Annotated in this window: 22 protein-coding genes; 9 read left to right on the top strand and 13 right to left on the bottom strand. The window is 70.7% G+C overall.

All coding sequences use genetic code 11. The annotated features are described in order from the left end of the window. Nucleotides 1–14: 14 nt before the first annotated feature. The 3 genes from AB0O76_RS31105 (at nt 15) to AB0O76_RS31095 (ending at nt 4305) form a co-directional block, all read left to right on the top strand. Entirely contained in the window at nt 15–2909 is a 2895-nt protein-coding gene (locus tag AB0O76_RS31105; RefSeq protein WP_365497732.1) for a BTAD domain-containing putative transcriptional regulator, read from the top strand. Between the two features lie 120 nt (nt 2910–3029). Next, nucleotides 3030–3710, top strand: coding sequence for a DUF4232 domain-containing protein (locus tag AB0O76_RS31100; RefSeq protein WP_365497729.1), 681 nt, complete (start codon nt 3030–3032; stop codon nt 3708–3710). A gap of 100 nt (nt 3711–3810) precedes the next feature. Next, nucleotides 3811–4305 (top strand): LURP-one-related family protein, encoded by a 495-nt coding sequence (locus AB0O76_RS31095; RefSeq protein ID WP_365497726.1) that lies wholly within the window; start codon nt 3811–3813, stop codon nt 4303–4305. Here the strand turns inward: AB0O76_RS31095 and AB0O76_RS31090 are convergent. Then, the gene (locus AB0O76_RS31090) at nt 4302–5105 is read right to left on the bottom strand and encodes a carbon-nitrogen family hydrolase (RefSeq protein ID WP_365497723.1); all 804 of its coding nucleotides are present in this window, start codon (nt 5103–5105) and stop codon (nt 4302–4304) included. The two genes, AB0O76_RS31095 and AB0O76_RS31090, sit on opposite strands and share 4 nt — an antisense overlap. Nucleotides 5106–5241: 136 nt before the next feature. Between AB0O76_RS31090 and AB0O76_RS31085 the strand changes: the two genes are divergently transcribed. Beyond that, nucleotides 5242–6066, top strand: coding sequence for a maleylpyruvate isomerase family mycothiol-dependent enzyme (locus AB0O76_RS31085; protein ID WP_365497720.1), 825 nt, complete (start codon nt 5242–5244; stop codon nt 6064–6066). 59 nt (nt 6067–6125) lie between these two features. On the opposite strand, the gene AB0O76_RS31080 is transcribed toward AB0O76_RS31085, so the two are convergent. Together AB0O76_RS31080 and AB0O76_RS31075 are read right to left on the bottom strand one after the other, a co-directional pair. Further along, on the bottom strand, nt 6126–7433 hold the full coding sequence (locus AB0O76_RS31080; protein ID WP_365497717.1) for an MFS transporter: 1308 nt from the start codon (nt 7431–7433) through the stop codon (nt 6126–6128). A gap of 67 nt (nt 7434–7500) precedes the next feature. Then, nucleotides 7501–8184, bottom strand: coding sequence for a GntR family transcriptional regulator (locus AB0O76_RS31075; RefSeq protein ID WP_365497714.1), 684 nt, complete (start codon nt 8182–8184; stop codon nt 7501–7503). A 157-nt stretch (nt 8185–8341) separates the two neighbouring features. Here AB0O76_RS31075 and AB0O76_RS31070 point away from each other — a divergent pair, with 157 nt between their 5' ends. Continuing rightward, the gene (locus AB0O76_RS31070; protein ID WP_365497711.1) at nt 8342–9232 is read left to right on the top strand and encodes a D-alanyl-D-alanine carboxypeptidase; all 891 of its coding nucleotides are present in this window, start codon (nt 8342–8344) and stop codon (nt 9230–9232) included. Between the two features lie 62 nt (nt 9233–9294). On the opposite strand, the gene AB0O76_RS31065 is transcribed toward AB0O76_RS31070, so the two are convergent. Genes AB0O76_RS31065 through pdhA form a run of 3 tightly spaced genes read right to left on the bottom strand, consistent with a single transcriptional unit; the run spans nt 9295 to nt 12925 of the window. Continuing rightward, nucleotides 9295–10752 carry a dihydrolipoamide acetyltransferase family protein gene (locus tag AB0O76_RS31065; RefSeq protein WP_365497708.1) on the bottom strand — a complete coding sequence of 486 codons (1458 nt, stop codon included), beginning with the start codon at nt 10750–10752 and terminating at the stop codon, nt 9295–9297. A gap of 11 nt (nt 10753–10763) precedes the next feature. Beyond that, a complete protein-coding gene (locus AB0O76_RS31060) occupies nt 10764–11744 on the bottom strand; it encodes an alpha-ketoacid dehydrogenase subunit beta (protein WP_365497705.1) in 981 nt (326 codons plus the stop codon). A gap of 2 nt (nt 11745–11746) precedes the next feature. After that, entirely contained in the window at nt 11747–12925 is a 1179-nt protein-coding gene (gene pdhA / locus AB0O76_RS31055) for a pyruvate dehydrogenase (acetyl-transferring) E1 component subunit alpha (protein ID WP_365497702.1), read from the bottom strand. A gap of 404 nt (nt 12926–13329) precedes the next feature. Here pdhA and AB0O76_RS31050 point away from each other — a divergent pair, with 404 nt between their 5' ends. From AB0O76_RS31050 to AB0O76_RS31040, 3 genes are all read left to right on the top strand, one after another. Further along, nucleotides 13330–13992 carry a response regulator transcription factor gene (locus AB0O76_RS31050; RefSeq protein ID WP_365497699.1) on the top strand — a complete coding sequence of 221 codons (663 nt, stop codon included), beginning with the start codon at nt 13330–13332 and terminating at the stop codon, nt 13990–13992. 51 nt (nt 13993–14043) lie between these two features. Next, the gene (locus tag AB0O76_RS31045; protein WP_365497696.1) at nt 14044–14988 is read left to right on the top strand and encodes an NADP-dependent oxidoreductase; all 945 of its coding nucleotides are present in this window, start codon (nt 14044–14046) and stop codon (nt 14986–14988) included. A 91-nt stretch (nt 14989–15079) separates the two neighbouring features. Beyond that, nucleotides 15080–15538, top strand: a complete 459-nt coding sequence (locus tag AB0O76_RS31040) for a pyridoxamine 5'-phosphate oxidase family protein (protein WP_365497693.1) — start codon at nt 15080–15082, stop codon at nt 15536–15538. Between the two features lie 104 nt (nt 15539–15642). Here the strand turns inward: AB0O76_RS31040 and AB0O76_RS31035 are convergent, their stop codons facing one another. Continuing rightward, nucleotides 15643–17214: a protein kinase gene (locus AB0O76_RS31035; protein ID WP_365497690.1), complete on the bottom strand. Its 1572-nt coding sequence runs from the start codon at nt 17212–17214 to the stop codon at nt 15643–15645. 291 nt (nt 17215–17505) lie between these two features. On the opposite strand from AB0O76_RS31035, the gene AB0O76_RS31030 reads away from it, so the two are divergent. Beyond that, nucleotides 17506–19155 (top strand): protein kinase, encoded by a 1650-nt coding sequence (locus AB0O76_RS31030; RefSeq protein WP_365497686.1) that lies wholly within the window; start codon nt 17506–17508, stop codon nt 19153–19155. 97 nt (nt 19156–19252) lie between these two features. On the opposite strand, the gene AB0O76_RS31025 is transcribed toward AB0O76_RS31030, so the two are convergent. The 6 genes from AB0O76_RS31025 to AB0O76_RS31000 form a co-directional block, all read right to left on the bottom strand. After that, nucleotides 19253–19795: a bacterial proteasome activator family protein gene (locus AB0O76_RS31025; protein ID WP_365497683.1), complete on the bottom strand. Its 543-nt coding sequence runs from the start codon at nt 19793–19795 to the stop codon at nt 19253–19255. Between the two features lie 86 nt (nt 19796–19881). Continuing rightward, nucleotides 19882–20241, bottom strand: coding sequence for a hypothetical protein (locus AB0O76_RS31020; RefSeq protein WP_365497680.1), 360 nt, complete (start codon nt 20239–20241; stop codon nt 19882–19884). Between the two features lie 225 nt (nt 20242–20466). Continuing rightward, nucleotides 20467–21444, bottom strand: a complete 978-nt coding sequence (locus tag AB0O76_RS31015) for an NAD(P)H-quinone oxidoreductase (protein WP_365497677.1) — start codon at nt 21442–21444, stop codon at nt 20467–20469. 76 nt (nt 21445–21520) lie between these two features. After that, entirely contained in the window at nt 21521–22642 is a 1122-nt protein-coding gene (locus AB0O76_RS31010) for a potassium channel family protein (RefSeq protein ID WP_365497674.1), read from the bottom strand. Then, entirely contained in the window at nt 22630–24363 is a 1734-nt protein-coding gene (locus tag AB0O76_RS31005) for a molybdopterin-binding protein (RefSeq protein ID WP_365497671.1), read from the bottom strand. The genes AB0O76_RS31010 and AB0O76_RS31005 overlap by 13 nt, the downstream gene beginning before the upstream one ends. Then, the gene (locus AB0O76_RS31000) at nt 24360–25346 is read right to left on the bottom strand and encodes an NTP transferase domain-containing protein (protein ID WP_365497668.1); all 987 of its coding nucleotides are present in this window, start codon (nt 25344–25346) and stop codon (nt 24360–24362) included. The genes AB0O76_RS31005 and AB0O76_RS31000 overlap by 4 nt, the downstream gene beginning before the upstream one ends. Nucleotides 25347–25405 lie beyond the last annotated feature (59 nt).

Here is a 25405-nt window from a genome sequence, read left to right as displayed (position 1 = left end):
AGCTGCTGGGACCGGTGACAGTCGCCGGAGGCAGCGGAACGGTACCCCTGGGCCCGGCCAAGCGCCGCAGCCTGCTCGCCGCTCTGCTGCTTCGCGCGGGTACGCCGGTCTCGGTGGACGCCCTGACCGACGCGCTGTGGGACGACGAACCTCCCGTGCACGCGCGCACGGTCATCCAGGGGCATGTGTCGCGGCTGCGCGCGCTCCTCGTGGAAGCGGGTCTCGATGCGTACGGGGTCGAACTCGCCACGCAGGGCGGTGCGTACGCCCTGCAGTTCCCGGAGACGCTGCTCGACGTCAGCCGCTTCGAGGACCTCGTCAAGCTCGCCGGGCAGCAGCGGGACCCGGCCGACGCGTCCCTGATGCTGCAGGAGGCGCTCGCGCTGTGGAACGGTCCCGCGCTGACCGGCACCGTCCCGACCGGGCCGATGCTGGCCGCGGCGCGGGGCCTGGAGGAGAGCCGCCTCGTGACCGTCGAGCAGCTCGCAGAGACGTACGGGCGGCTCGGCGCGCACGGTCAGGCGGTGGCGCTGCTGCGTACGGAGTCGGTGCAGCATCCGTTCCGTGAGGCGCTGGTGGCGGCGTTGATGCGGGCGCTGCAGCGGTGCGGGCGGCAGTCCGAGGCGCTGGAGTGCTTTCACCGGACGCGGGAGCGTCTTGCCGAGGAGATGGGGGTCGACCCCGGGAAGACGCTGCGGCGGGCCTATGCGGAGATCCTTGACGGCGAGCCGGACACGGGGAGCCATCCGACGTTGGCGGCGGCGATGCGCGCTTCTGGCGGGGGCGCCTCCCCGAAAAAAGCCTCTCCCACCCGCCCACCCGTTTACCCGGCATCGGCCCGTGAGCAAGAGCAGCCCGCCGCCGGGGCGGAGCCCGCTCCCGCAGGAGCCACCCCCGTCACCCCCGCTGTGGGCAGGCGTTCCGCAGGGCGGAACGGGTGGGCACAGCCCTCACCGCAGGGTGCCGATGAACAGCGGGTCCAGAACCTCCTCCCCCGGGCCCCCCGAAGCTTCGTGGGCCGCGAGGAGCAACTGGCGGCGCTCGAAGCGGCGGTGACCGACAGCCCGGAGGGGCCCATCGCGCTGCTCGCCGGCCCTGCCGGGGTGGGCAAGACCGCCCTCGCCCTGCACTGGGCGCATCACGCGGCCGAACGCCACCCGCAGGGCACCCTCTTCGCCGACCTGCGGGGATTCAGCGGAGGCGAGGCCGCCCAACCCGTGTGCATCCTGCGGGATTTCCTCCTGGCCCTGGGAGTCCAGCCCCAGGACGTCCCCGGCGGCACCGAAGCCGCCGCGGCCCTGTACCGCTCCCTCGTCGCGGAGCGACACCTCCTCGTCGTACTCGACAACGCACGGGACTCCGCCCAGGTCCGCCCCCTGCTCCCCGGCACCCCCCACGTGACCACCGTCGTCACCAGCCGCAACCGCCTCGACGGCCTCATCGCGTCGGACCTCGCGCGCCCCGTCCCGCTGGGCGTGCTCGGCGAGCGGGACGCCGCCGAGCTGTTCGTCCGCGCCCTGGGGCGGACCGGCGACGCGGACGCTGCCGCCGTGCGCCAGGTCGCCCGCCTCTGCGACGGCCTGCCGCTCGCCCTGCGCATCGCCGCCGCACGGCTCAGCGGCCGCCCGCAGTGGTCCGTGGCCGATCTCGCCGCCGAACTCGCCGACGGCCAGCGGCGGTTGGCGCTGCTGTCCGCCGAGGACACCGGCGTCGCGGCCGCCCTGCGCACCTCGGTCGACCAGCTGCCGAACGGCGACGCCTGGCTGCTCGCGTCGCTGGCCCGCGCGTTCACCCGGGACGTCGACGCGTACGCGGCTGCCGCCGTGGCGGGGACGGATGTCGCGGGTGCCCACGAGGGGCTCGACCGGCTGGCCGCCGCGCATCTGATCCAGGAGGAGTCGCCGGGGCGGTACGTCCTGCACGACCTCGTACGGCTCTACGCACGCAGCCTCGACGGCCCCGCGGACGCCGACCTGCGCCTGGTCGACCACTGGCTGCGCGCCCTCGACGCCGCCGTCCACGCCATCGACACCACCGGCTACCGCGACTGCGCGCTGCCCGCCGACTGCCGACCCGGACCGGTCCGCGCGTTCGCCGACCGGGACACCGCGCGCGGCTGGTTCGCGGCCGAGCAGGACGGGCTGCTCGCGGCGACCGCCGCCGCCGCGGGGCTCGGCGACGACGACCGCGCCTGGCGGCTCGCCGTACTGATCTGGCCGACGGTCCTGTGGCGCCCGCACCTCGGCTGGCGGGCCCCGCTGGAGCGCGCCCTGGAGGCGGCCGGGCGGGCCCGCAGCGACGAGGGCGTCGGGCGGCTGCACTCCACCCTGGGCGTGCTCCTCGTCGAGACCGGGCACCACGAGGCGGCCCTGGGGCACCTGGAGCGCTCCCTGGATCCGCTGCACCGCGCGGGACTTCCCGAGATCGCCGCCCAGGTCCTCGTACTCATCGGCATCGCCCGCATCCACATCGACGACCCGGAAGGCGCCCTGCGCGCCCAGGAGGCGGCCGTCCGCACGGCGCGCGACAGCGGCCACTCCACGGCGGCGATGCTCGAGCACCACCACGCCGCTCAGCTCGCCCTCGCCGACGGCGACCAGGCGGCCGCCGCCGAGCACGCGGCCCACGCCCTCGAATCGGTGCCGCCGGACGAGACCGCGGGCTGGCGGCCGCTGATCTGGGAGTCGTACGGCATCGCCCTGCACCGCGCCGGGCTGCACCACGAGGCGCGCGCCGCCCTCCTGACCGCACTCAACGTGACGAAGGAGGAGGACCTTCCGGCGCGCACCGCGGGGACGCTCACCCAGCTCGGCGAGGTGGCGTCCGTGCTCGACGGGCCCGAGCGCGGAGCGGACTACCGGCGCCTGGCGGAGGAGCTGCGGCGCTCCATTCCTGACTCCTCCACCTGATCACCGGCTCCTCTGACCTGCGCGAACGGAACGTTAGCCAGGTGTTAGCGGGACGGAAGCAGCGGGCGGCAGGCTCTTTCTCAGCAGCCCGACCGACCGTCACACGGGGGAGTCACCACCATGCGCATCGCCGCCCGCAAGAACGCCGCCTTCGCCCTCGCGGCGGTCGCGGCCCTCTCGATCTCGCTCACCGCCTGCAATGGCGACGACGTCGCCGACGACAAGGCATCCGGGCCCTCGTCGGCCGGGTCCTCCGACTCCGCGAAGGACACGACCGGAGCCGACGGCTCGTCGAGCGGCGACAAGACGGCCACCACATCGGGCGGTTCGGGTGGCTCGGACGGTTCGGACGGTTCGGACGGCGGCGAGGCCGCTCCCGCCGGTGACGACGACTGCACGCTGACCACCTCGAAGATCATCATGCAGGAGACCGGCGGCTCCGCGCCCGTCGTCCTGCTCAAGATCACCAACAACGGCGACAAGCGCTGCTCGGTCTACGGCGCCCCGTTCGTCAGCGACCCGACCGCGGGCAAGAACCTCCCGGTGGCCGAGGACACCCGGCCGCAGTCCGTCGTCGGCGTCGAGCCGAACCAGTCCGCCTACGCCTCGATCGGCCTCGCGGCCAAGGAGTCCGGCGACACCCACCGCACCAAGACCTTCAACGTCACGCTCGCCGCGAAGGACGGCAAGGGCACGGACGGCCACGCTTCGGTCGACTCCCCCGGCCCCGCGGGCCTGCTGCTCGACAGCTCATCCCAGGTCACGTACTGGCAGAGCACCTCCGAGGGCGCCCTGACGTAACGGCGTCCTCCCCCTGATCCACAGCCGGTCCGTGTCCTCACTTCCCCCCAAGTGGCACGGGCCGGCTGTGTCATTCCCGCCGCGGGGTAGTCATGGCGCCATGAGACTTCTCGTACGCGACAGGCTGTTCGGCATCGGCGACGACTACTGGATCGAGGACGACCAGGGCCGCAAGGTCTTCCTCGTCGACGGCAAGGCGATGCGGCTGCGCGAGACCTTCGAGCTGAAGGACATGCAGGGCCGCGTCCTCATCGACATCCGCGCCAAGATGCTGGCCCTGCGCGACACGATGGTCATCGAACGGGAGGGCGAGCCGCTGGCCAGGGTCAAGCGCAAACGCCTCTCGCTCCTGCGCAACCACTACCGCGTGGAGCTGGTCGACGGCACGGAACTCGACGTCAGCGGCAAGATCCTGGACCGCGAGTTCGCCATCGAGTACGACGGCGAACTCCTGGCCGACATCTCCCGCCGCTGGTTCCGCGTCCGCGACACCTACGGCCTCCACGTCGTACGCGACGACGCGGACCCGGCCCTGCTGCTGGCGGTATCGGTCTGCGTCATCCGCCTGGCAGAGAAGGAACGGGGCGACGACTAGCGCTTGGGTGTGTCCATACCGAGGAGCCTGTCCTTCAGCGCGGGGAACTGCTCCCGAGTGACAGCGACCTTCCCGGGATCCAGGTCAACGGTGAGGACCTCCTCGCCGTCCCCCGCCTCGCAGAGCACCTCACCCCAGGGATCGACGACGACGCTGTGCCCGGCCTGAGGAACACCGGCATGCGTCCCCCCGGTGCCACAGGCAAGGACGTACACCTGATCCTCGACAGCCCGCGCCCGCGCGAACAGCAGCCAGTGCTCCCGCCGCCTGGCGGGCCACCCCGCAGGGACGACGAACATCTCGGCGCCCGCGTCGACAAGCCCCCGAAAAAGCTCAGGAAAGCGCAGGTCATAGCAGGTGGCGAGCCCCACCGTGGTGGACGGAAGCCGCACAGTGGCCAGCTCGGAACCGGCCGCCATCATGACGGCCTCCCCCTTGTCGAAGCCGAACCGATGAATCTTCCGGTAGGCGGCGGCGAGTTCACCGTCGGGGGAGAAGACGAGAGAGGTGTTGTAGAGCGGCCCTTCAGGGTCCCGCTCCGGAATGGACCCGGCGTGCAGCCACACCCCCGCGTCACTCGCCGCCTTGGCCATCGCCTCGTACGTAGGACCTTCCAGCGGCTCCGCCTCCGCCGCGAACGACTCGTACGCGAAAGCGCCGGTCGTCCACAGTTCGGGAAGAACGACGAGATCCGATCCCTCCCGCGCACTCACCTCACGTACCAGTGAAGCGACGCGCGACCGGCGGGAATTGACCGGTTCGTCCTCGTCTACGGCGATCTGGATGAGGGAGGCGCGCACACTACCACCGTCCTGGCATTCGAGCTGTCAATGCAGGCCTACGATCGTCACACGAAAGCACTGCCGGGGTGCCTGTGGGCAGCGTAACTTAGCGTCCCAGACACCCACCGCCCGCGTACGACCGTCGAGGGGTCCCGTGAGTCTCCATCCCAGCCTGCAAAACTACGCCGACGCCTGGACCCAATCAGTCACGGCGATATCCGAGCTGGTGTCGCCGCTCGCCGAGGGAGAGTGGAACTGGGCCACGCCCTGCCCCGGCTGGTCGGTGCGGGACATCGTCTCGCATGTCATCGGCCTGGACTGCGAGATGCTGGGCGACCCCCGCCCCATCCACACGCTGCCCCGCGACCTGTACCACGTACAGACCGAGGGCCAGCGGTACATGGAGATGCAGGTCGACGTGCGGCGCCACCACACCGCGCCCGAGATGACCTCCGAGCTCGAGTACACGATCATCCGCCGCTCGCGGCAGCTGCGGAACGAGTCGCGTGAGCCGGATACGAAGATCCGCGGCCCGCTCGGCAGCGAGCAGACCCTCGAACTGGCCACGCGGATGCGCGCGTTCGACGTCTGGGTGCATGAGCAGGATCTGCGTACGACGCTGAAGAAGCCCGGCAACCTGGACTCGCCCGGCGCGCTCGTGGCCCGCGATCTGCTCCTGCACGGACTGCCGAAGGTCGTCGCCAAGAAGGCGGGCGCGCCCGCGAATTCGGCGGTCGTCTTCGACGTGAGCGGTGCCGTCGAGTTCCTGCGCACGGTCCGCGTCGACGCCGAAGGCCACGCCACGGTCGACAGCGCCCCCTCGCTCGGCCCGCTCGCGACGCTGAGCCTGGACTGGGAGACGTACTTCCGTCTGGCGTGCGGCCGCATCACGTACGCCTCGGTCGCCGACCGCATCAAGATCGAGGGCGACCACGGTCTCGGCGAGGCGATCCTGCGGGAGTTCGCGGTCACGCCGTAGCCGGACGCACGCCGCTCCCGCGTGTACCCGGCGGGAGCGGCTGGAGATGTGCGTGACGGTCAGACGGGGACGTGCACCGCCTCGACCCTGCTGGCCACAAGCCGCTCCCGCTCCCTGCGCACCGCACGCGTCCGCAGCCGCAGGATCTGGCTCAGGCCGATCGCCTCAAGGACGAAGACCGCCGAGAAGGCGATCCGGTAGCTGTCACCGGTCGCGTCAAGCAGAACGCCGATGGCCAGCAGCGTCGTCATGGAGGCGACGAAGCCGCCCATGTTCACGATGCCGGACGCCGTGCCCTGCCGCTCGGGCGGATTCGCGGGCCGCGCGAAATCGAAGCCGATCATGGACGCGGGACCGCAGGCGCCGAGCACGGTGCACAGCGCGATGAGCAGCCACATCGGGGCGTGGTCGCCGGGGTAGTGGATCGTGACCGCCCACATGACGGCGGTCGCCGCGACCGTACCGATGGCCAGCGGCGTACGGGCCGCGTGGTGCCGGGCGACGATCTGGCCGTAGACCAGGCCGATCACCATGTTGGACAGCACGACGAGGGTGAGCAGCGTCCCGGCCGCCGCGCGCGTGAGCCCCTGCGCCTCGACGAGGAACGGAAGACCCCACAGGAGCAGGAACACCATCGCGGGGAACTGCGTGGTGAAGTGCACCCAAAGCCCGAGCCGCGTGCCGGGCTCGCGCCAGCTCAGGGCGATCTGCTTGCGCACGAAGGCCCCACCGGTGTGCCGCACGGGCTCCGGCTCGTGGCCCTCGGGGTGGTCCTTGAGGAACAGCGTCATCAGTACGAGGACGACGACGCCGCACAGCGCGCTGCCGGCGAAGGCCGCGGTCCAGCCGACGGAGTGCAGGAGCCGGGCGAGGACGAGGGTGGAGACGAGGTTGCCCGCCATGCCGACGAGCCCCGCGAGCTGGGCGACCAGCGGGCCGCGCCGGGCCGGGAACCAGCGGGTGCCGAGCCGCAGGACGCTGATGAAGGTCAGCGCGTCACCGCAGCCGAGCAGGGCGCGGGATGCGAGGGCCATCGCGTACGAGGGCGAGAAGGCGAAGCCGAGCTGCCCGAGCGTGAACAGCACGACGCCGATGGTCAGCACCTTCTTGGTGCCGAGCCGGTCGACCAGCAGGCCGACGGGTATCTGCATGCCCGCATACACGAGCAGTTGGAGGATGGAGAAGGTCGAGAGCGCGGACGCGTTGACATGAAACCGGTCGGCGGCGTCGAGCCCGGCGACACCGAGGGAGGTCCGGAAGATGACGGCGACGAAGTAGACGGAGACACCGATCGACCAGACGAGCACGGCCTTCTTGCCGCCGGGGGGATCGCCGGGGAGGGAGACGGGACCGGAGACCGAACTCATCGGAACCTCCAGTAACGGGTGGGCGGGCGGGAAAAATGCCGCGAAGCGGCAAAAGAAAAGAGCACCCTCATCGGACCTCGCCCCGAGCAAGATTCTGGAACCACCCGACGTGCCGGGCGACGACCCTCTCCGCGGCCTCCGCATCCGCGGCCCGCAGCGCGTCAAGGATCTCCTCGTGCTCAGCAAGGGTCTTGGCAATGCGATCAGGGTGGGAGTGCATCACCGCGACCCCCATCCGCAGCTGCCGGTCCCGAAGCTGGTCGTACAGCCGGGAGAGAATCTCGTTCCCCCCGCTGCGGACGATCTCCGCATGAAAACACCGGTCAGTCACAGCGGCAGCCGAAAAATCCCCGGCGGCGGCCTGCGCCCGCTGTTCGTCGAGCAGATCTTCAAGGCGGCCGATAAGCCCCGCAGGGGCCGGCACCGCCTTGCGGACCGAATGCGTCTCCACAAGCAGCCGCGTCTCGACGACATCGGCGATCTCCTGCGCGGAGACGGGCAGGACCAGCGCCCCCTTCTTGGGGTAGAGCCGGAGCAACCCCTCGACCTCCAGCTTCAGCAGGGCCTCCCGCACCGGGGTGCGGGACACCCCCACGGCCTCGGCGAGCTCGCCCTCGGTGAGCAGCGTGCCGCCCTCGTAGCGGCGGTCGAGCACACCCTGCTTGACGTGCGTGTAGACGCGTTCGGCGGCGGGCGGCGGTTTGACGGCGGGGGTCGCGGAGGCGGTGGGGACGGCTGGGGCGGCTGGCATGCGCACAGCATAGATACAACACGTACGCATGAGCTCGTCCATTCCACGATGCGGACATCACCCCACGGGGGCGCATCCATCCACCCCCGTCGCGAGTCATACCATCGAGCGGCACCCTCATGTGGCCGCATTCCAGGGGCATTTGGAGACATAGAACTTGAACACCCCCATTAAGGGCATTCGACGCGTATCGGCCGTCATCGTCACCGCGGGAGCGGTGCTCGCGGGCGGGGCCCTCACCACGCCCGCCCACGCGGCCGCACCGCCGAAGCCGTCCATCGCCGCCAAGGGCGGCTACGTGATGAACAACGGCACGAGCAAGACCCTCTTCACCAAGGCCGCCGACACCCGCCGGTCCACCGGCTCCACCACCAAGATCATGACCGCCAAGGTGGTGCTCTCGCAGCCGAACCTCAACCTCGACTCCAAGGTCACGATCCAGAAGGCCTACAGCGACTACATCGTCAAGAACACCGCATCGTCGGCCCGGCTGATCGTCGGCGACAAGGTCACCGTCCGCCAGCTCCTGTACGGCCTGATGCTGCCGTCCGGCTGCGACGCGGCGTACGCGCTCGCCGACAAGTTCGGCAAGGGCTCCACCCGCGCGGCCCGCGTGAAGTCCTTCATCGGGAAGATGAATTCGCAGGCCAAGACTCTCGGCCTGACGAACACCCACTTCGACTCGTTCGACGGCATCGGCGGCACGGCCAACTACTCGACGCCCCGCGATCTGACGAAGCTCGCGAGCAGCGCGATGAAGAGCTCCACGTTCCGTACGGTCGTGAAGACGAAGTCGACGAAGCAGAAGGTCGCGACGAAGAGCGGCGGCTACCGCTACATGTCGTGGTCGAACACGAACAACCTGCTCGGCACCTACAGCGGCACGATCGGCGTGAAGACAGGTTCGGGCCCACAGGCCAAGTACTGCCTGGTCTTCGCCGCGACCCGTAACGGCAAGACGGTCATCGGCACGGTCCTCACGTCCACCTCCGCGGCCAACCGCACGGCGGACGCGAAGAAGCTGATGGACTACGCCTTCAAGCGGTAGGGCGCACGACGAGGGGGCCCGCCGCGTGCTGCGGCGGGCCCCCTCGTACGTTGCCGGACTTGCTACGCCCAGGTGATGAGCCGCTTCGGTTGCTCCAGGATCGCCGCCACATCGGCGAGCACCTTGGAGCCGAGCTCGCCGTCGACCAGGCGGTGGTCGAAGGAGAGCGCAAGGGTCGTCACCTGACGCGGCTTGACCTTGCCCTTGTGGACCCACGGCTGGAGCTTGATCGCGCCGACCGCGAGGATCGCGGACTCGCCCGGGTTCAGGATCGGCGTGCCCGTGTCGACGCCGAAGACGCCGACGTTCGTGATCGTGACCGTGCCGCCCTGCATCGCGGCCGGGGACGTCTTGCCTTCCCTTGCCGTGGCGACCAACTCGCCGAGGGACTCGGCCAGTTCGGGCAGCGTCTTGGCGTGCGCGTCCTTGATGTTCGGGACGAGCAGGCCGCGTGGTGTGGCGGCGGCGATGCCCAGGTTCACATAGTGCTTCTGGACGATCTCCTGATTCGCCTCGTCCCAGGCAGCGTTGACGTCCGGGTTGCGCCGGATCGCCACGAGCAGCGCCTTGGAGATCAGCAGGAGCGGGTTCACCCGCAGGCCCGTGAAGCCGTACTTGTCTGCGTCTCGCTTCAGCTCATCGACGAGCTTCATCGTCCGCGTCACGTCCACCGTCACGAACTCCGTGACGTGCGGCGCCGTGAAGGCCGAACCGACCATCGCCTGGGCGGTGGCCTTGCGGACGCCCTTGACGGGGATACGGGTCTCGCGGGCGTCGGAGCTCACGGCGGCCGCCGGGGCGGGCGCGGGGGCCTCGGTCACCGCGGGCCGGGGCGCGGCCACGGGCGCGGCGGGGGCGGGAGCGGGAGCGGCCGCTGCCACCGCCGCGTGCACGTCCTCGCGCGTGATGATCCCGTCCGGACCCGACGGCGTGACGGCCGCCAGGTCGACACCCAGATCCTTGGCGAGCTTGCGCACCGGCGGCTTGGCCAGCGGCCGCTCACCGGCAGGCGCGGAAGCGAGCGCCGACGTGCTGGTGCCGTTCAACTCGGCCTGCACGGACGCCGCGTAGTACGTACCGGCCGGCGGCTCTTCGGCCTGCTCCGGCACGGTCTTGCGCGCGCGGCGCTTCGTCGAGGACGCGGCCACCCCGTACCCGACGAGCACGGGCTGGCGCCCCTCGGGGGCCGGCTCCTCGGCCGGTTCGGCGGGCGCGGCGGCCTGGGACTCGGGCGCGGCCTCCGGCGCGGGCGTGCTTCCGCCCGACACATCGACCGTGATGATCACCTGGCCGACGTCGACCGTCGTGCCCTCGGGGAAGCGCAGCTCCCCCACAACACCGTTGAACGGAATCGGCAGTTCGACGGCGGCCTTGGCCGTCTCCACCTCGCACACGACCTGCCCGTCGGTGACGGTGTCGCCCGGCGCCACGTACCACTTGAGGATCTCGGCCTCGGTGAGCCCCTCGCCCACGTCGGGCATCTTGAACTCGGCAAGAGCGGTGTCTGTCATCGTCGTCACGACCCTCTCCCTCAGTACGCCAGCGAGCGGTCGACGGTGTCGAGCACCCGGTCAAGGCCCGGCAGGTACTCCTCTTCGAGGCGAGCCGGCGGGTACGGGGCGTGGTAGCCGCCGACCCGGAGCACCGGGGCCTCCAGGTGGTAGAAGCACCGCTCGGTGATGCGCGCCGCGATCTCCGCGCCCGTGCCCAGGAAGACCGGGGCCTCGTGCACGACGACGAGGCGGCGGGTCTTCTCCACCGATGACTGCACCGTGTCGAAGTCGATCGGGGACATGGAGCGCAGGTCCACGACCTCCAGGGACTTGCCCTCATCGGCGGCGGCCGCGGCGGCCTCCAGACAGACCTTCACCATCGGGCCGTACGCCGCGAGCGTCAGGTCGGTGCCCTCGCGCACGACACCGGCCTTGTGCAGAGGGCCGGGGATGGCGTCCTTGTCGACCTCGCCCTTGTCCCAGTAACGCCGCTTCGGCTCGAAGAAGATCACCGGGTCATTGCTCTGGATGGCCTGCTGCATCATCCAGTAGGCGTCCGACGAGTTGGAGGGCGAGACGACCTTGAGCCCCGCCACATGCGCGAACAGCGCCTCGGGCGACTCGCTGTGGTGCTCGACCGCGCCGATGCCGCCGCCGTACGGAATGCGGATGACGACCGGCATCTTGATCTTGCCGAGCGCGCGGGCGTGCATCTTCGCGAGCTGCGTGACGATCTGGTCGTACGCCGGGAAGACGAAACCGTCGAACTGGATCTCCACCACAGGGCGGTAGCCCCGCAGGGCGAGCCCGATCGCCGTACCCACGATGCCGGACTCGGCGAGCGGGGTGTCGATGACCCGGTCCTCGCCGAAGTCCTTCTGCAGCCCGTCCGTCACCCGGAAGACGCCGCCGAGCTTGCCGACGTCCTCGCCCATGATGAGGACCTTGGGGTCGGTCTCGAGCGCCGTGCGCAGCGATTCGTTGATCGCCTTGGCAAGGGGAAGTTTCTGTACGCCCATGGTTACTTGGCCTCGCCTTCAGCGAACGACGCCTGGTACGCGGCGAACTGGGCGCGCTCCTCGTCGACCAGCGCATGCCCGTCCGCATACGCGTTCTCGAAGATCGCCATCAGATCCGGATCCGGCATCGCCCGCACCACCTCTCGCACTCGCTTTCCCAACGCTTCGCTCTCCGCTTCGAGTTCCGCGAAAAATCCCTCATCCGCGTGACCTTCGGACTCGAGATAGGCCTTCAGGCGCAGGATCGGGTCCTTCGCCTCCCAGGCCACACGCTCGTCGTCGTTGCGGTACTTCGACGGGTCGTCGGAGGTGGTGTGCGCGCCCATGCGGTACGTGAACGCCTCGATCAGCGCCGGGCCCTCGCCCGTGCGGGCCCGCTCCAGGGCCCACTTGGTGACGGCGAGCACGGCGAGCACGTCGTTGCCGTCGACCCGCACACCGGGGAAGCCGTAACCCTGCGCGCGCTGGTAGAGCGGCACCCGGGTCTGCTTCTCGGTGGGCTCGGAGATCGCCCACTGGTTGTTCTGGCAGAAGAACACGACGGGAGCGTTGTAGACCGCGGAGAAGGTGAACGCCTCGGCGACGTCTCCCTGGCTTGAGGCGCCGTCACCGAAGTACGCGATCACGGCCGAGTCCGCGCCGTCCTTGGCCACGCCCATGGCGTACCCGGTGGCGTGCAGGGTCTGCGAGCCGATGACGATCGTGTACAGGTGGAAATTGTTGGTGTTCGGGTCCCAGCCGCCGTTGTTCACGCCGCGGAACATGCCGAGCAGGTTCGTCGGGTCGACCCCGCGGCACCAGGCGACGCCGTGCTCGCGGTAGGTCGGGAAGACGTAGTCGTCGTCGCGGGTGGCCCGTCCCGAGCCGATCTGGGCGGCCTCCTGGCCGAGCAGCGACGCCCACAGGCCCAGCTCGCCCTGGCGCTGCAGGGACGTGGCCTCGGCGTCGAAGCGGCGGGTGAGGACCATGTCGCGGTACAGGCCGCGCAGGTCATCGGCGGTGATCCCGGCGACGTACTGGTCGTACTCGGCGTTCTTGACCCGCTTGCCCTCGGGGGTCAGCAGCTGTACGAGCTGGGGCTCCGTGCTCTTCTTCGGCGCGGCCTTCTTGGCGCTGGCGCGCTTCCCGCCGCTCGTACTGCTGCGGCGCGGTGTGCGCGCGGCGGTGCTCTCCACGGTCACGTGTGCTCCTCCGTCGGTCCGGCCCCCGGGATTACCGGGTAAGCCAGTGCGGCTCGCCTGCTCCGTGCCCGCGCACGGGGTGGGTGCGACTCGGCCGGGAACAGGCGTGACAGGTGCCCCGGCGAGCGCCCTGCACAATGCACGTTACCCAGTGCTTCCCAATTCTGTGAAACCCCATCTGACCTGCGAATTTGCTTGGATTTCCAAGTACCTGACTGCTTGGATTTCCGAGTAAATCGAGAAAGGCGGGAACACTTCCTGGTCACAGCACTGATCACAGCCTGGCAGGGGGCCGGAACACCGGCACGTTATCCCGGCCACCCCGCGCACGGGAAGGGTTCACGGGGTACGGGTAGAGATCGTCCACCCGGGCGCACAAAGACATGGTGTGTGAGACTGACACCGTGCGCGAAGACGGAAAAATTACGGTATTCCTCCTCGACGATCACGAAGTGGTCCGGCGTGGAGTCCATGAACTGCTCTCCGTGGAGTCCGATATCGAGGTCGTCGGCGAAGCGGGCACGGCGGCCGACGCCCTGGTCAGGATCCCGGCCACGCGCCCCGATGTGGCCGTACTCGACGTACGGCTTCCGGACGGCAGCGGAGTGGAGGTCTGCCGCGAGATCCGTTCGCAGAACGAGGACATCAAATGCCTGATGCTCACCTCGTTCGCTGATGACGAGGCCCTCTTCGACGCGATCATGGCGGGCGCTTCCGGCTATGTACTCAAGGCCATTCGCGGCAATGAACTGCTCACCGCCGTACGTGATGTGGCGGCCGGAAAGTCCCTGCTCGACCCGGTGGCGACGGCCCGCGTCCTGGAACGCCTTCGCGACGGAAACAGCCCCAAGGGCGACGACCGCCTGGCGAACCTCACCGACCAGGAGCGGAAGATCCTCGACCTGATCGGCGAGGGCATGACCAACCGCGCGATCGGCGAGCGACTGCACCTCGCCGAGAAGACGATCAAGAATTACGTCTCCAGCCTGCTCTCGAAGCTGGGCATGGAGCGGCGCTCCCAGGCGGCCGCCTACGTGGCGCGCCTGCAGGCGGAGAAGCACCACTGAACGCACCCGCGCACCGGCAGGGGGGCTGTTCCACCAGGAGGGTGATCCGCCATGCGAGCTGTCGCGGTCAGGGCGTTCAAGGCCGAGCCTGAGCTGATGGAGCTGCCGGATCCGTTGCCCGGCCCCGGCGAAGTGCTGGTCAGGGTCGACTACGCCTCCCTGAACCCCTACGACTGGCAGGCCGCCGACGGCCTCCTCGACGGCCAGGCACCCCATGTCTTCCCGCTCGTCCTCGGCGTCGATTTCGCGGGCCGGGTGGACGCGGTCGGCCCGGGCGCCGAGCGCTTCCAGGTGGGCGACGCCGTCTTCGGCCAGGCGTCCAGGCCCCCGGTCGGCGCGGGCAGCTACGCCGAGTACGTGACGATGCCGCAGGACGCGGTGATCTCCGCCGTCCCGGCCGGCCTCAGCCTGGAGAGCGCGGCGGTCCTGCCGACCGCGGGGATGACGGCGGCACAGATCCTGGAGACCGCAGGGGTGCGCGAGTGCGCGAGCCTCCTGGTCATCGGCGCGACGGGCGGCGTGGGCACCCAGCTCACCCAGCTCGCGGCGGGCCGTGAGGTCCGCGTCATCGCGGCGGTGCGCGGCGACGAGCGGCACCGGATGGCCGCCCTGGGGGCCGCGGTCACCATCGACACCACGTCGCGTGACCTGGCCGCCGCGGTCCGCGACGAGTACGCGCAGGGCGTCGACGCCATGGTCGACCTGGTCTCCGGCGACCCGGAGTCCTTCGCCGCCAACGCCGCCCTGGTCCGGGCCGGCGGTGTCGCCCTCACCACCCGCTCCGCCGCCGATCCCGCGCAGTCGCCGCCCGACGTCGAGGTCGTCGACTTCGACCTCCGGGCCAGCTCGGAACTGCTCGACATCCTGGCCGCCGCGGCCGTCAAGGGGGTCCTGGAGGTCCCGATCGAGGCCGAGGTGCCCCTGGAGAAGGCTCCCCGGGCGATCGCCAAGGCCCGGGGCGGCGGGGCGCGGGGCAAGACGGTGCTTGTGCTCTGAAGGACGTACGTGCTGTGAGGGACTTACGTCCCGTTCCTCTAGGGGCGGGATCCTCTGTCCTGGCACCTCCCCGTGCCCGAGGGTGGATGCCATGCCCACCGACGAACAGGCAGCACAGGCAGCACCGACGGAGGAGGACGAACGGCTCGCCTTCGAACTGCTCGGCCGCACCGACTACGGCCGGGTGGCGACCAGCATGCGTGCACTGCCCTTCCTCGCCGTGGCCCGCCACATCGTCGTGGACGGGCGCATCCTGCTGCGGATGCACAAGGGATACGGCTACCACCAGGCCTGCATCGGCAGTGTCGTCGCCTACGGAGCGGACAATCTCAACTCGGCGAGCACGCGTACGGGGCAGTGGACCGTGCAGTTCGTCGGCGTCTGCGAGGCCATCGAGCCGACCAACGACGAGCTTGAGCTCTTCGGCCCGGGCCCGCACTACGTGGACGGCGAGCTGTACGACCCGGTCTACCTCCGCATAGAGCCCCAGCTGGCCACGGTGCACACGCTGCACCGCGGCCGGGACCGCCAGCTTCAGCGCCTTCTGTAGACGGGCCCCCGGAGGGGTAAAAAGCGGCACGCGCGCGTGGGGCCCTTTCGGGCTCCACGCGCGCGTGCCGTTGATTGAGCTGCTTCAGCCGATGCGCCGCGAAATCAGCCGTCGACGCCGCCGTCCGCGCCACCGTCGGCCCCGCCCGTGGGCGGCTCCTCCGTGATGGGCGTCGTCGGCTCGTCGGTCGGCTCCGTCGGGTCGTCCGTCGGCTCATCCGTCGGCTCGCCGGTCGGCTCCGTCGGGTCCTCGGACGGCTCGCTCTCCGTGGGCGTCGTGGGAGTGGTCGGGTCGGTGGACGGCGTCACCGGGGGCGTGTAGTCCCCCTGACCGCCCGAGCCGTCGCCCGGCACCGTCTCCTCCTCCGACGTCGACTCCTCAGGACTCTTGCTGGGCTCCTTCGACTCCGACTGCTTCGTCGGCGCCTTCGTCGGAGTGTCCTTGTCCTTCGTCTTGTTGCCGCCGGCGTTCAGCGCGAACGCGACACCCACCGCGATCGCGATGATCGCGAGCACGGCGAAGATCCACATCTTGCCGCGGCCGCCCCGCCCGTTCCCGTCGCGGTGACCGCCGTCGAAACCGCCGTCGTCACCGCCCGGCGGACGCAGCATCGGGCCCGGGATCTGCGCGGTTCCGGAGTCGCCCGGGTGCTGCATCGCGGTGGTGCCCGCGACGCCCATCGCCGGGGTGTTGCCGCCCTCGTGCATCGCCACGGGGCCGGTGTTCCACGTACCGGTGTGGCTGCCCTGCTCGCCCAGCATCTGCAGCCCGTACTGGATCAGACCGCGCATCTCCTCAGCGGTCTGGAACCGGTCGTCCGGGTCCTTGGCGAGCGAGCGCATGACGAGCCCGTCCAGCTCCGGCGGCGCCACGTCCGAGGCCTCGGACGGCGGCACGGGGATGTCCTGGACGTGCTGGTAGACCACGGAAAGCGGCGTCTCACCGGTGAACGGGGGCCGCAGCGCGAGGAGTTCGTAGAGCAGACAGCCGGTCGCGTACAGGTCGGAGCGGTGGTCGACGGCCTTGCCGAGCGCCTGCTCCGGGGAGAGGTACTGGGGCGTGCCCATGACCATGCCGGTCTGCGTCATCGTCGACTGGGCGCCGTGCAGGGCGCGCGCGATGCCGAAGTCCATCACCTTCACCGCGCCGGTGTTGGTGATGATCACGTTCGCGGGCTTGATGTCGCGGTGCACGATGCCGTGCTGATGCGAGTAGGCGAGCGCCTCGAGCACTCCGGAGACGATGATCAGGGCCTGCTCGGGGCCCGGCGCCTCCGCGTTGATCAGCAGATCGCGGATCGTCCGGCCCTCGACGATCTCCATGACGATGTACGGGACGACGTTCGGCCCGACGACGTCCTCGCCGGAGTCGTAGACCGCCACCACCGCGTGGTGGTTGAGCCCCGCCACCGACTGGGCCTCGCGCGTGAAACGGGCCTTGGAGACCGGGTCCTCGGCGAGGTCGGAGCGGAGCAGCTTGACGGCGACCGTACGACCGAGACGTACGTCCTCGGCCGCGAACACCTCTGCCATGCCGCCACGGCCGAGTCTGCGGGTCAGCCGGTACCGGCCGTCCCCGACAAGCCCGCCATTACCCCACAACTCCGGCGCATCTGACATACCGCCGCCAGTCGCCTCGGGGTCGGACGGGCCCTGAGCGCGCTGCGTCTGTGCCATCAGTCCTCGCCGTCGTTTCTGGTCGTGGTGCTTGGTGGTACTGGGGGAACCCGGGCCACGCTACAGCCTTAACGCGGCACGCCGGTTCGAGGTGGACCGGACATCAAACCCGCCACAGGCCCCGACGCGCAAACTTGTAACGCTTCCGAGACGCTTCTTGCGCGTACGGTCACGGAACGGGCATCGAGCTTGACGTGTCGGTGCCCTCGGGCAGACTTGGCCAGGAATAGCGGGAATCGATCACCGATCGCGGAGCCGTCCGGCACACCGCGCCGATGGGGGACGCACGACATGAGCAGCCAGGACGGCGCACAGGGACGGTATGCGGGGCGTTCGCTGGCCGGTGGCCGGTATCAGCTTCGCGATCTTCTCGGTGAAGGCGGCATGGCCTCCGTTCACCTGGCGTACGACTCGGTACTCGACCGTCAGGTCGCGATCAAGACGCTGCACACCGAGCTCGGCCGCGAGCAGTCCTTCCGCGAGCGCTTCCGCCGCGAGGCCCAGTCGGTGGCCAAGCTCACGCACACAAACATCGTCTCGGTCTTCGACACCGGCGAGGACGACCTCGACGGCGCGACGATGCCGTACATCGTCATGGAGTACGTGGAGGGCAAGCCGCTCGGCTCCGTCCTGGACGCGTCGGTCGCGCAGTACGGCGCGATGCCGACCGACCAGGCGCTGAAGATCACCGCCGATGTGCTCGCCGCGCTCGAGATCAGCCACGAGATGGGCCTGGTCCACCGCGACATCAAGCCCGGCAACGTAATGATGACGAAGCGCAACGTCGTCAAGGTCATGGACTTCGGCATCGCCCGCGCCATGCAGTCCGGCGTCACCTCCATGACGCAGACCGGCATGGTCGTCGGCACCCCGCAGTACCTCTCGCCGGAGCAGGCCCTTGGCCGCGGCGTCGACGCCCGCTCCGACCTGTACTCGGTCGGCATCATGCTCTTCCAGCTGACCACCGGCCGACTGCCCTTCGAGGCGGACTCGCCGCTGGCCATCGCGTACGCGCACGTCCAGGAGGAGCCGGTCGCTCCGTCCTCGATCAACCGCTCGCTGCCGCCCGCGCTCGACGCGATCGTCGCCCGCGCGCTCAAGAAGAACCCGAACGAGCGTTTCCCGACCGCGGAGGCGATGCGCGACGAGTGCCTGCGCGTCGCCCAGTCCTTCCAGACGGCCGCGCCGAGCATCGTGCCGGGCGCCCAGACCGCGAGCGGCGCGGGCGTCGGCTCCGCGGTCTTCCCGCCGGTCGACACCTCGATGCCGCAGGGCGGCAACGTCCAGACGCCGTACCAGCCGGGTCCGTACGGCCCTGCCACCCCGGCCCCGGTGACCCCGGGCTACGGCTACCCGCAGCAGGCCGGCTACCAGACCCCGCCCCCCACGAACGCGTACGCACCGCAGGCCTCGCAGACCCCGGCTCCGGCTCCGTACACGACCTCGCCGCAGCCGGCGCAGACCTCGGTCCAGGGCCAGGGCGGCTCGGGCTCCGGCTCGGGCGGCGGCAAGCGGAACATGCCGGTGGTCGTCGGCTCGATCGTCGTAGCGCTGCTGGCCATCGGCGGCGTGATCGCGGCGGTGTCGCTGGGCGGCGGCGACGAGGGCGGCAAGGACCCCAAGGAGAAGAAGTCGAACGCGCCTGTGGCGGGGCACCGGGGGCCGGACCGGACGCAGACGATCGAGACCGAAGAGTGCACCGAGCCGGAAACGGCGTACAACGACGAGAAGAAGATCAAGGTCCCCGACTTCACGTTCAGGGACTGGCGTTCCGTGCAGAAGTGCCTGCAGGCGGCCGGTTGGGAGTACGACAAGAGCGAGGTGGACGAGAACACCTACGGGGAGGACACCGTCATGACGCAGACCCCCAAGGAAGGCTCCGACGTCGACCCGGACGACGTGGAGATCCAGTTCACCGTCTCCACGGGCAACCCCGCCTGATCACCACGTGATCATCCACAGCAACGCGGAGGGCCCGGTCACCTGGTGTGACCGGGCCCTCCGCGTTTGTTCGGTGTCCGGCGACCGCCCAGACGTTCTAGAGGTAAGGCCCTCCGGAGCGCCCCGCGACGCCGCCGTCCTCGTCCTCCTCGCCACCGCCCACACCGGGCGGCAACGCGCGCCGCATCTGCTCCAGCTGCGCCCGCGCCGCCATCTGCTGCGCGAACAGGGTCGTCTGGATCCCGTGGAAGAGGCCTTCCAGCCAGCCCACCAGCTGTGCCTGCGCGATCCGCAGCTCGGCGTCGCTCGGCGTCGCATCCTCGGTGAAGGGCAGGGAGAGCCGCTCCAGCTCCTCGACGAGCTCGGGGGCGAGGCCGTCCTCGAGCTCCTTGACGGAGCTGTGGTGGATCTCCTTGAGGCGTACCCGGCTCGCCTCGTCCAGAGGAGCCGCCCGCACCTCCTCGAGCAGCTGCTTGATCATGCTGCCGATGCGCATGACTTTGGCCGGCTGTTCGACCATCTCCGTCACCGGGACCTCGTGGGAGTCGTCGTCTCCGCCGCCGCCGAGCGCCATTCCGTCCTGTCCGACAACCAGGACCTGGGGGCTCTCCTGCGACCGTTCGTTCCTCGGCATCTCCATGCCGCCATTCTCTCGCACCCGTACATCACACATCGGTGGTGCCCCCATAAGCCCGTGATCCACCGTGTACGAAGCCGTCGGCCGTGTCAGCCGCCGCGCAGCCGCACGGCGAAGAACCCCAGGCCGAGGCCGATGAGGACGAGCCCGCTGCCGAGCGGCAGAACGCTGAGGCCGGGGACGACGGGCTCCGCGGCAGTCCTCCGGGTGGCATCGGCGGCGGTGTTTTTGGTGGCGGGCTTCCGCGCCAGGGACGGCTGCGGATCGGGCTTCGGCGTGTGGGCCGGTACGGGCACCGAGGCGGGCGGGGGCGACGGCTCCGCGCGTCCCGGCCTTGCCCTGCCTTCGCCGGGGACGCTTCCGGCGAAGGTCTCGCTGGGGGAGGGCTCGACGGCGTACGCAACAGACGAGGCATACGCGGAGGGGAGAACGGTTGCGGTCAGGAACACCGCCGAAACCATCAACGGCCTGAGTCGTGGAGTCACCGAGCTGACCCCCTCCGCTACCGGATCGCCAGAAACCAGAGAGATCACTGAAGCTGGATCAAGCGTCACATAGCGGAAGGGGTCCGGCATCTCGGCGGGCCCCGGTAACGGGCCCCGTAAGGGGCGCGGGGCTGTGACATATGCGGCTCCGCCGCGTGGGCGCGACCAGCCACAACGGGCCCGCAGAAGTCAGCGAACGAGCAGCACCTTCCCGATATGCGCGCTCTCCTCCAACACCCGATGAGCGGCCGCAGCCTCCGGCATCGGTACCGTCCGGTCAACAACCGGACGCACATGCCCCGCACCAATCAGCGGCCACACATGCTCCCGCACCGCCGCCACGATGGCGGCCTTCTCCTCCAGGGGCCGCGCCCGCAGCGACGTAGCCGTGATGGCAGCGCGCTTCCTCAGGAGCGAGGCGATGTTCAGCTCGCCCTTGATGCCGCCCTGCATGCCGATGATCGCGAGGCGGCCGCTGGTCGCGAGGGTCTGGATGTTGCGGTCCAGGTACTTGGCGCCCATGTTGTCGAGGATGACGTCCGCGCCCGCACCGTCCGTGGCGTTCTTGATCTCCTCGACGAAGTCCTGCTCGCGGTAGTTGATGAGGATGTCCGCGCCGAGTTCCCGGCAGAAGTCCAGCTTCTCCTTGCTGCCCGCGGTGACCGCCACCTTGGCGCCGACGGCCTTAGCCAGCTGGATCGCCATGGTGCCGATGCCGCTGGAGCCGCCGTGCACGAGGAACATCTCGCCGGGCCGCAGGTGGGAGATCATGAAGACGTTCGACCAGACGGTCGAGGTCACCTCGGGCAGCGCGGCCGCCGTCACGAGGTCGACGCCCTCCGGCACCGGCAGCAACTGGCCCACGGGGACGACGACCTGCTCGGCGTAGCCACCGCCCGCGAGCAGCGCGCAGACCTCGTCGCCGATCTCCCAGCCGGAGACGCCGGTGCCGATGGCCCTGACGCGGCCCGAACATTCGAGTCCCGGGTACGGGGACGAGCCGGGCGGCGGGTTGTAGAAGCCCTGGCGCTGGAGCAGGTCGGCGCGGTTCACGGCACTGGCCGCGACCTCGACGAGAACCTCGCCCTCACCGGGTACGGGATCGGGGACCTCGGCCCACACGAGCGCTTCGGGCCCACCGGCTTCAGGGATCGTGATCGCATGCATGCGGGCGAGGCTACTCCCCGGCGGAGCAAGGCGGTTCGGCTACGTACGTGGCCGACGGCGAGGAGCCGATGGCGGGCTACGTACGGTTCCCGCCGCCCGGCCGCGCCGGTCGGGCGTCAGCCGTCACGGCGGCCTGCGGCGAGGCCCGCACGATGGTGATCAGCCGGTCCATCAACTGCAGTTTCCCGACGGCGGGATCGTCGTATCCCAGCACCCGGTGCCCCCGCACCACACTCACGACAAGATCGTCCGTCTCCCGGACCCCCAGGCCCACCTCGGCCTTTATGACGGGCCGCTCGACGAGGTCGAGACCGCTGCCCTGCTGGATCAGGTCCTCCATGACCATTCCGGCGCTGGGGCTGAGGCAGGAGAGCCCGAGCAGCCGCCCCGCCGCGCTCGCGCTGGTGATCACGGCGTCCGCGCCGGACTGCCGCAGCAGCGGCGCGTTCTCCTCCTCGCGCACCGCGGCCACGATCTTCGCCCCGCGGTTCATCTGCCGGGCGGTGAGGGCGACCAGGACGGCGGTGTCGTCGCGCTGCGTCGCGATGATGATCTGCCGGGCCCGCTGCACCTCGGCACGGAGCAGCACATCACTGCGCGTCGCATCGCCGATGACGCCCGCGTACCCCTCGGCGGTGGCGGCGTCGACGACCTTCGCGCTCGGGTCGACCACCACGATCTGCTCCGGCTTCAGACCGGTCGCGCGGACGGTCTGGATCGCGGAGCGGCCCTTGGTGCCGAAGCCGACGACGACGGTGTGATCACGCAAGTTGGACCTCCAGCGGTTCAGACGCCATTCCTCGCGCGTACGTTCCGTGAGCACTTCGAGTGTGGTGCCGACCAGAATGATCAGAAAGAGCACGCGCAGCGGCGTGATCAGCAGGATGTTGCAGAGCCGCGCGCTGTCGCTGTACGGGACGATGTCGCCGTATCCCGTGGTGGAGAGCGTGACGGTGGCGTAGTAGGCGGCGTCGAGGAAGTCGAGCCCGTCGTCCGAGTTGTCGTGATAGCCGCCACGGTCGATCCAGACGATGAAGGTCGTCAGGGCGAGCACCGCGAGCGCCATGAGCAGCCGCTTGCCGACCTGCCGCAGGGGCCGCTCGACGACCCGTCGCGGCAGCTTGATCCGGTGGGTCACCAGGTGATCGTCGGGGCTGCGGGCGATCGCGTCCTGGCCGTGAAGTTTCACGTGAAACACTCCCCGGCCGAGTAGCCGCCGACGGCGGGCACGGCCCAGGGCAGGTCGAGAATCTCCAGCTCCTGGCCCTCGCGAGCCCCGCCGGGCGGCACCACGGCGAGCCCCTCGGCCACTGCGACGCCGCGCAGCATCGCGGGCCCGTTGTAGTGCAGGGGTACCGCGTCGTCGGCGCGGAGCGTGACGGGGACGAGTCGGGTGTCGTGCGGGTGCCCGTGCACGTCCTCGCGTACGACAGCCGTGTACGGCACCGCCCCGGGGCGCCCCGAGAGCGTGCGCACCAAGGGCTCGGCCAGCGTCAGCAGCCCCGAGACGGCGGCGAGCGGATTGCCGGGCAGCCCGACGAGGTGCTGGTCGGGGCGGATCCGGGCGAGCAGCATGGGATGCCCCGGGCGCACCGCGACGCCGTCCACGAGGAGCTCGGCGTCGATACGGCGGAGGATCGAGTGGACGTGGTCGACCGGCCCGGCGGCGGTACCGCCGGTGGTGACGATGAGATCGGCGGTGGACGCCGTGATGGCCTGGTGCAGCGCCTCGGCATCGTCGCCGAGCCGCCTGACGCCGATGACGTCCACACCGAGTGATCGCAGCCAGGGCGGCAGCATGGGCCCGAGCGCGTCCCGGATGAGACCGTCGTGGGGGAGGCCCTCGGTCAGCAACTCATCGCCCAGGATCAGGACTTCGACACGGGGGCGGGGGACCACCGGCAGCCGGTCGTAGCCCGCGGCGGCGGCGAGGCCAAGCACCGCCGGGGTCACCAGGGCACCGGACGGCAGGAGTTGATCGCCGGAGCGGCACTCCTGGCCGCGCGGCCGGATGTCCTGCCCGTGCGTGACGTCACGACGCGGGTGCAGGCGCCCCTTGTCGTCGATGAGTCCGTGCTCCCTGCGGATGACCGCCGTGGCCTCCCTCGGGATCCGGGCCCCGGTCGCGATCCGCACCGCGTCCCCGTCGGCGAGCGACACGGGCCCCTCCTGCCCGGCCAGGATCCCCTCGTCGAGGACGGTCCAGGGGCCCGGCCCCGCGACGACCCAGCCGTCCATGGCCGAGGTGTCGAAGGAGGGCAGATCGGTGAGCGCGACAACGGGCGAGGCAAGCACGAGGCCGAGCGCCTGATCCAGGGGGACAGATGCGGGCACGGCTCCTGAGGGAACGGGCCGGGGGGCTCTCGCGGCGATGGCACGGGCGGCGGGCCAGGTGGTGATGTCGTGGGGCTTGGGGGCGTGGTTGGGGGTGGTGCTGTGCTGGGCGGGGGTGCCGTCCTTGGCGGGGGCCCTGTGCCTGCTCGGGGCGCCGGGAGAGCTCTGGGTGCTTGGGGTGCTTGGGGTGCTTGGGGTGCTTGGGGTGCCCGGCGTGCTCGGGTTGCCGCGACCGGTCGAGGTGCCGTTCCCGCCCGGCTGTTCGCCCTGCGCTGCCTGCTGACTTGGGGCGCCTTGCCCGCTGGGGGTGCCGTGCCCGCTCGGGGTGCCGTGCCCGCTCGGGGTGCCGTGCCCGCTCGGGGTGTTGCCCCCGCTCGAAGCACCCGGCGAGCCCGGGGTGCCCCCGCCCGCCGAAGCGTTGCCCTCGCCCGGCTGCGCGCCGTGCGGCTCCCGCTCGTCCGGGGCGGTCTGCGCACCCGGGACGCCGTGACCGCCGGGGGCGCCTTGTCCGCGGCGGACGTAGTCGTCGTTCACCAGGGCGAGAGCCTCGTCGAGCTCGGCGTCCGGCAAGGGCTGCCCGCTCATCCGGCGTCCGGCCGCGTGGCTGACTCGGCGTCCGGCTGCGTGGCGGACCCGGCATCCGGCTGTGCGGAACCCCCGCCCGGCTTGGGCTCGGCACCGCCGTCGGCGGCCTCCTCCGCCCACCGCGCGGCCAGCGCCGCCGCCTTGCGGGCCGCGTCAGCCACCGCTTCGGGCCCGGCTCCGGCCCCGCTCGCGGCGGCCGCGTACCCCACGAGGAACGTGGTCAGCGGGGCAGCGGGCCTGGCCACACCGTGCGCCGCGTCGCGGGCGAGGTCGAGCAGGAGGCCGGTGTCGACGTCGAGGTCGATGCCCAGTTCGTCCTTGACTGCGGAAATCCATTCATCCAACACGTGCCCATGCTCCCTGATGCGCGCCCTGGCGGCGGCGATGTCATCCCAGGTGTCGCAGTCGAAGGACGCTACGGGATCGGCGACCCGGGTCAGTGCGAGTCGCGCGGTGAGCCGCCGCAGCGGAAGCCCCGTCAGACCACCGTGCTCGTCCGCGAGTGCGTCGATCTCCCGCCGCAGCGCGGCACTGCGGTAGGCCGCGACCAGCGGCTGGTCCCGGCCACCGGGATCGGTGAGCACCGCACCGTCCACCGCACCGCCGTCCACGGGACCTTCGCCGAGCGCGGCGACCAGCCGCCGCACGGTTCGCTCCCCCAGAAACGGCAGATCGGCGGAGAGCACCACCACCCGCTCCGCCGCCGTACGCCGCAACCCCGCGTCGAGCGCGGCCAGCGGCCCCGCACCGACGGGCTCCTCGCGCGCCCACACCACGGGGCGCACGGTCGGACGGGGCCCCGCGACGACGACGGTGACCCCCGCGTCGGCACACGCGCCGAGCACCCGGTCGAGCAGCGCCCGGCCGCCGACGCGGACGCCCGGCTTGTCCGCCCCGCCGAGCCGTCTGGCGCCGCCGCCCGCCAGCACCACGGCGTCGTACGGGGCGGCTACGGCGCCCTCGGGAGCCCTTTGCGCGGTCATCCCCCGAGTATGGGCGTACCAAGGATCAATGCCACCCTTCTGTACGGGGACTCACACCA

The organism is Streptomyces sp. NPDC086554 (genome assembly GCF_040686095.1).
Lineage (GTDB): Bacteria > Actinomycetota > Actinomycetes > Streptomycetales > Streptomycetaceae > Streptomyces.
Note: the sequence above shows the minus strand (reverse complement) of the source record. Positions and strands in the feature narration are given on the sequence as shown.

Excerpts from the sequence above, each read along its gene's own strand:
- AB0O76_RS31000 (WP_365497668.1), bottom strand. The coding sequence starts at position 25,346 with ATGACCGCGCAAAGGGCTCCCGAGGGCGCCGTAGCCGCCCCGTACGAC.
- AB0O76_RS31015 (WP_365497677.1), bottom strand. The coding sequence starts at position 21,444 with ATGCATGCGATCACGATCCCTGAAGCCGGTGGGCCCGAAGCGCTCGTG.
- AB0O76_RS31030 (WP_365497686.1), top strand. The coding sequence starts at position 17,506 with ATGAGCAGCCAGGACGGCGCACAGGGACGGTATGCGGGGCGTTCGCTG.
- AB0O76_RS31060 (WP_365497705.1), bottom strand. The coding sequence starts at position 11,744 with ATGGGCGTACAGAAACTTCCCCTTGCCAAGGCGATCAACGAATCGCTG.
- AB0O76_RS31045 (WP_365497696.1), top strand. The coding sequence starts at position 14,044 with ATGCGAGCTGTCGCGGTCAGGGCGTTCAAGGCCGAGCCTGAGCTGATG.
- AB0O76_RS31040 (WP_365497693.1), top strand. The coding sequence starts at position 15,080 with ATGCCCACCGACGAACAGGCAGCACAGGCAGCACCGACGGAGGAGGAC.
- AB0O76_RS31080 (WP_365497717.1), bottom strand. The coding sequence starts at position 7,433 with ATGAGTTCGGTCTCCGGTCCCGTCTCCCTCCCCGGCGATCCCCCCGGC.
- AB0O76_RS31025 (WP_365497683.1), bottom strand. The coding sequence starts at position 19,795 with ATGGAGATGCCGAGGAACGAACGGTCGCAGGAGAGCCCCCAGGTCCTG.
- AB0O76_RS31035 (WP_365497690.1), bottom strand. The coding sequence starts at position 17,214 with ATGGCACAGACGCAGCGCGCTCAGGGCCCGTCCGACCCCGAGGCGACT.
- AB0O76_RS31100 (WP_365497729.1), top strand. The coding sequence starts at position 3,030 with ATGCGCATCGCCGCCCGCAAGAACGCCGCCTTCGCCCTCGCGGCGGTC.
- AB0O76_RS31075 (WP_365497714.1), bottom strand. The coding sequence starts at position 8,184 with ATGCCAGCCGCCCCAGCCGTCCCCACCGCCTCCGCGACCCCCGCCGTC.
- AB0O76_RS31095 (WP_365497726.1), top strand. The coding sequence starts at position 3,811 with ATGAGACTTCTCGTACGCGACAGGCTGTTCGGCATCGGCGACGACTAC.
- AB0O76_RS31005 (WP_365497671.1), bottom strand. The coding sequence starts at position 24,363 with ATGAGCGGGCAGCCCTTGCCGGACGCCGAGCTCGACGAGGCTCTCGCC.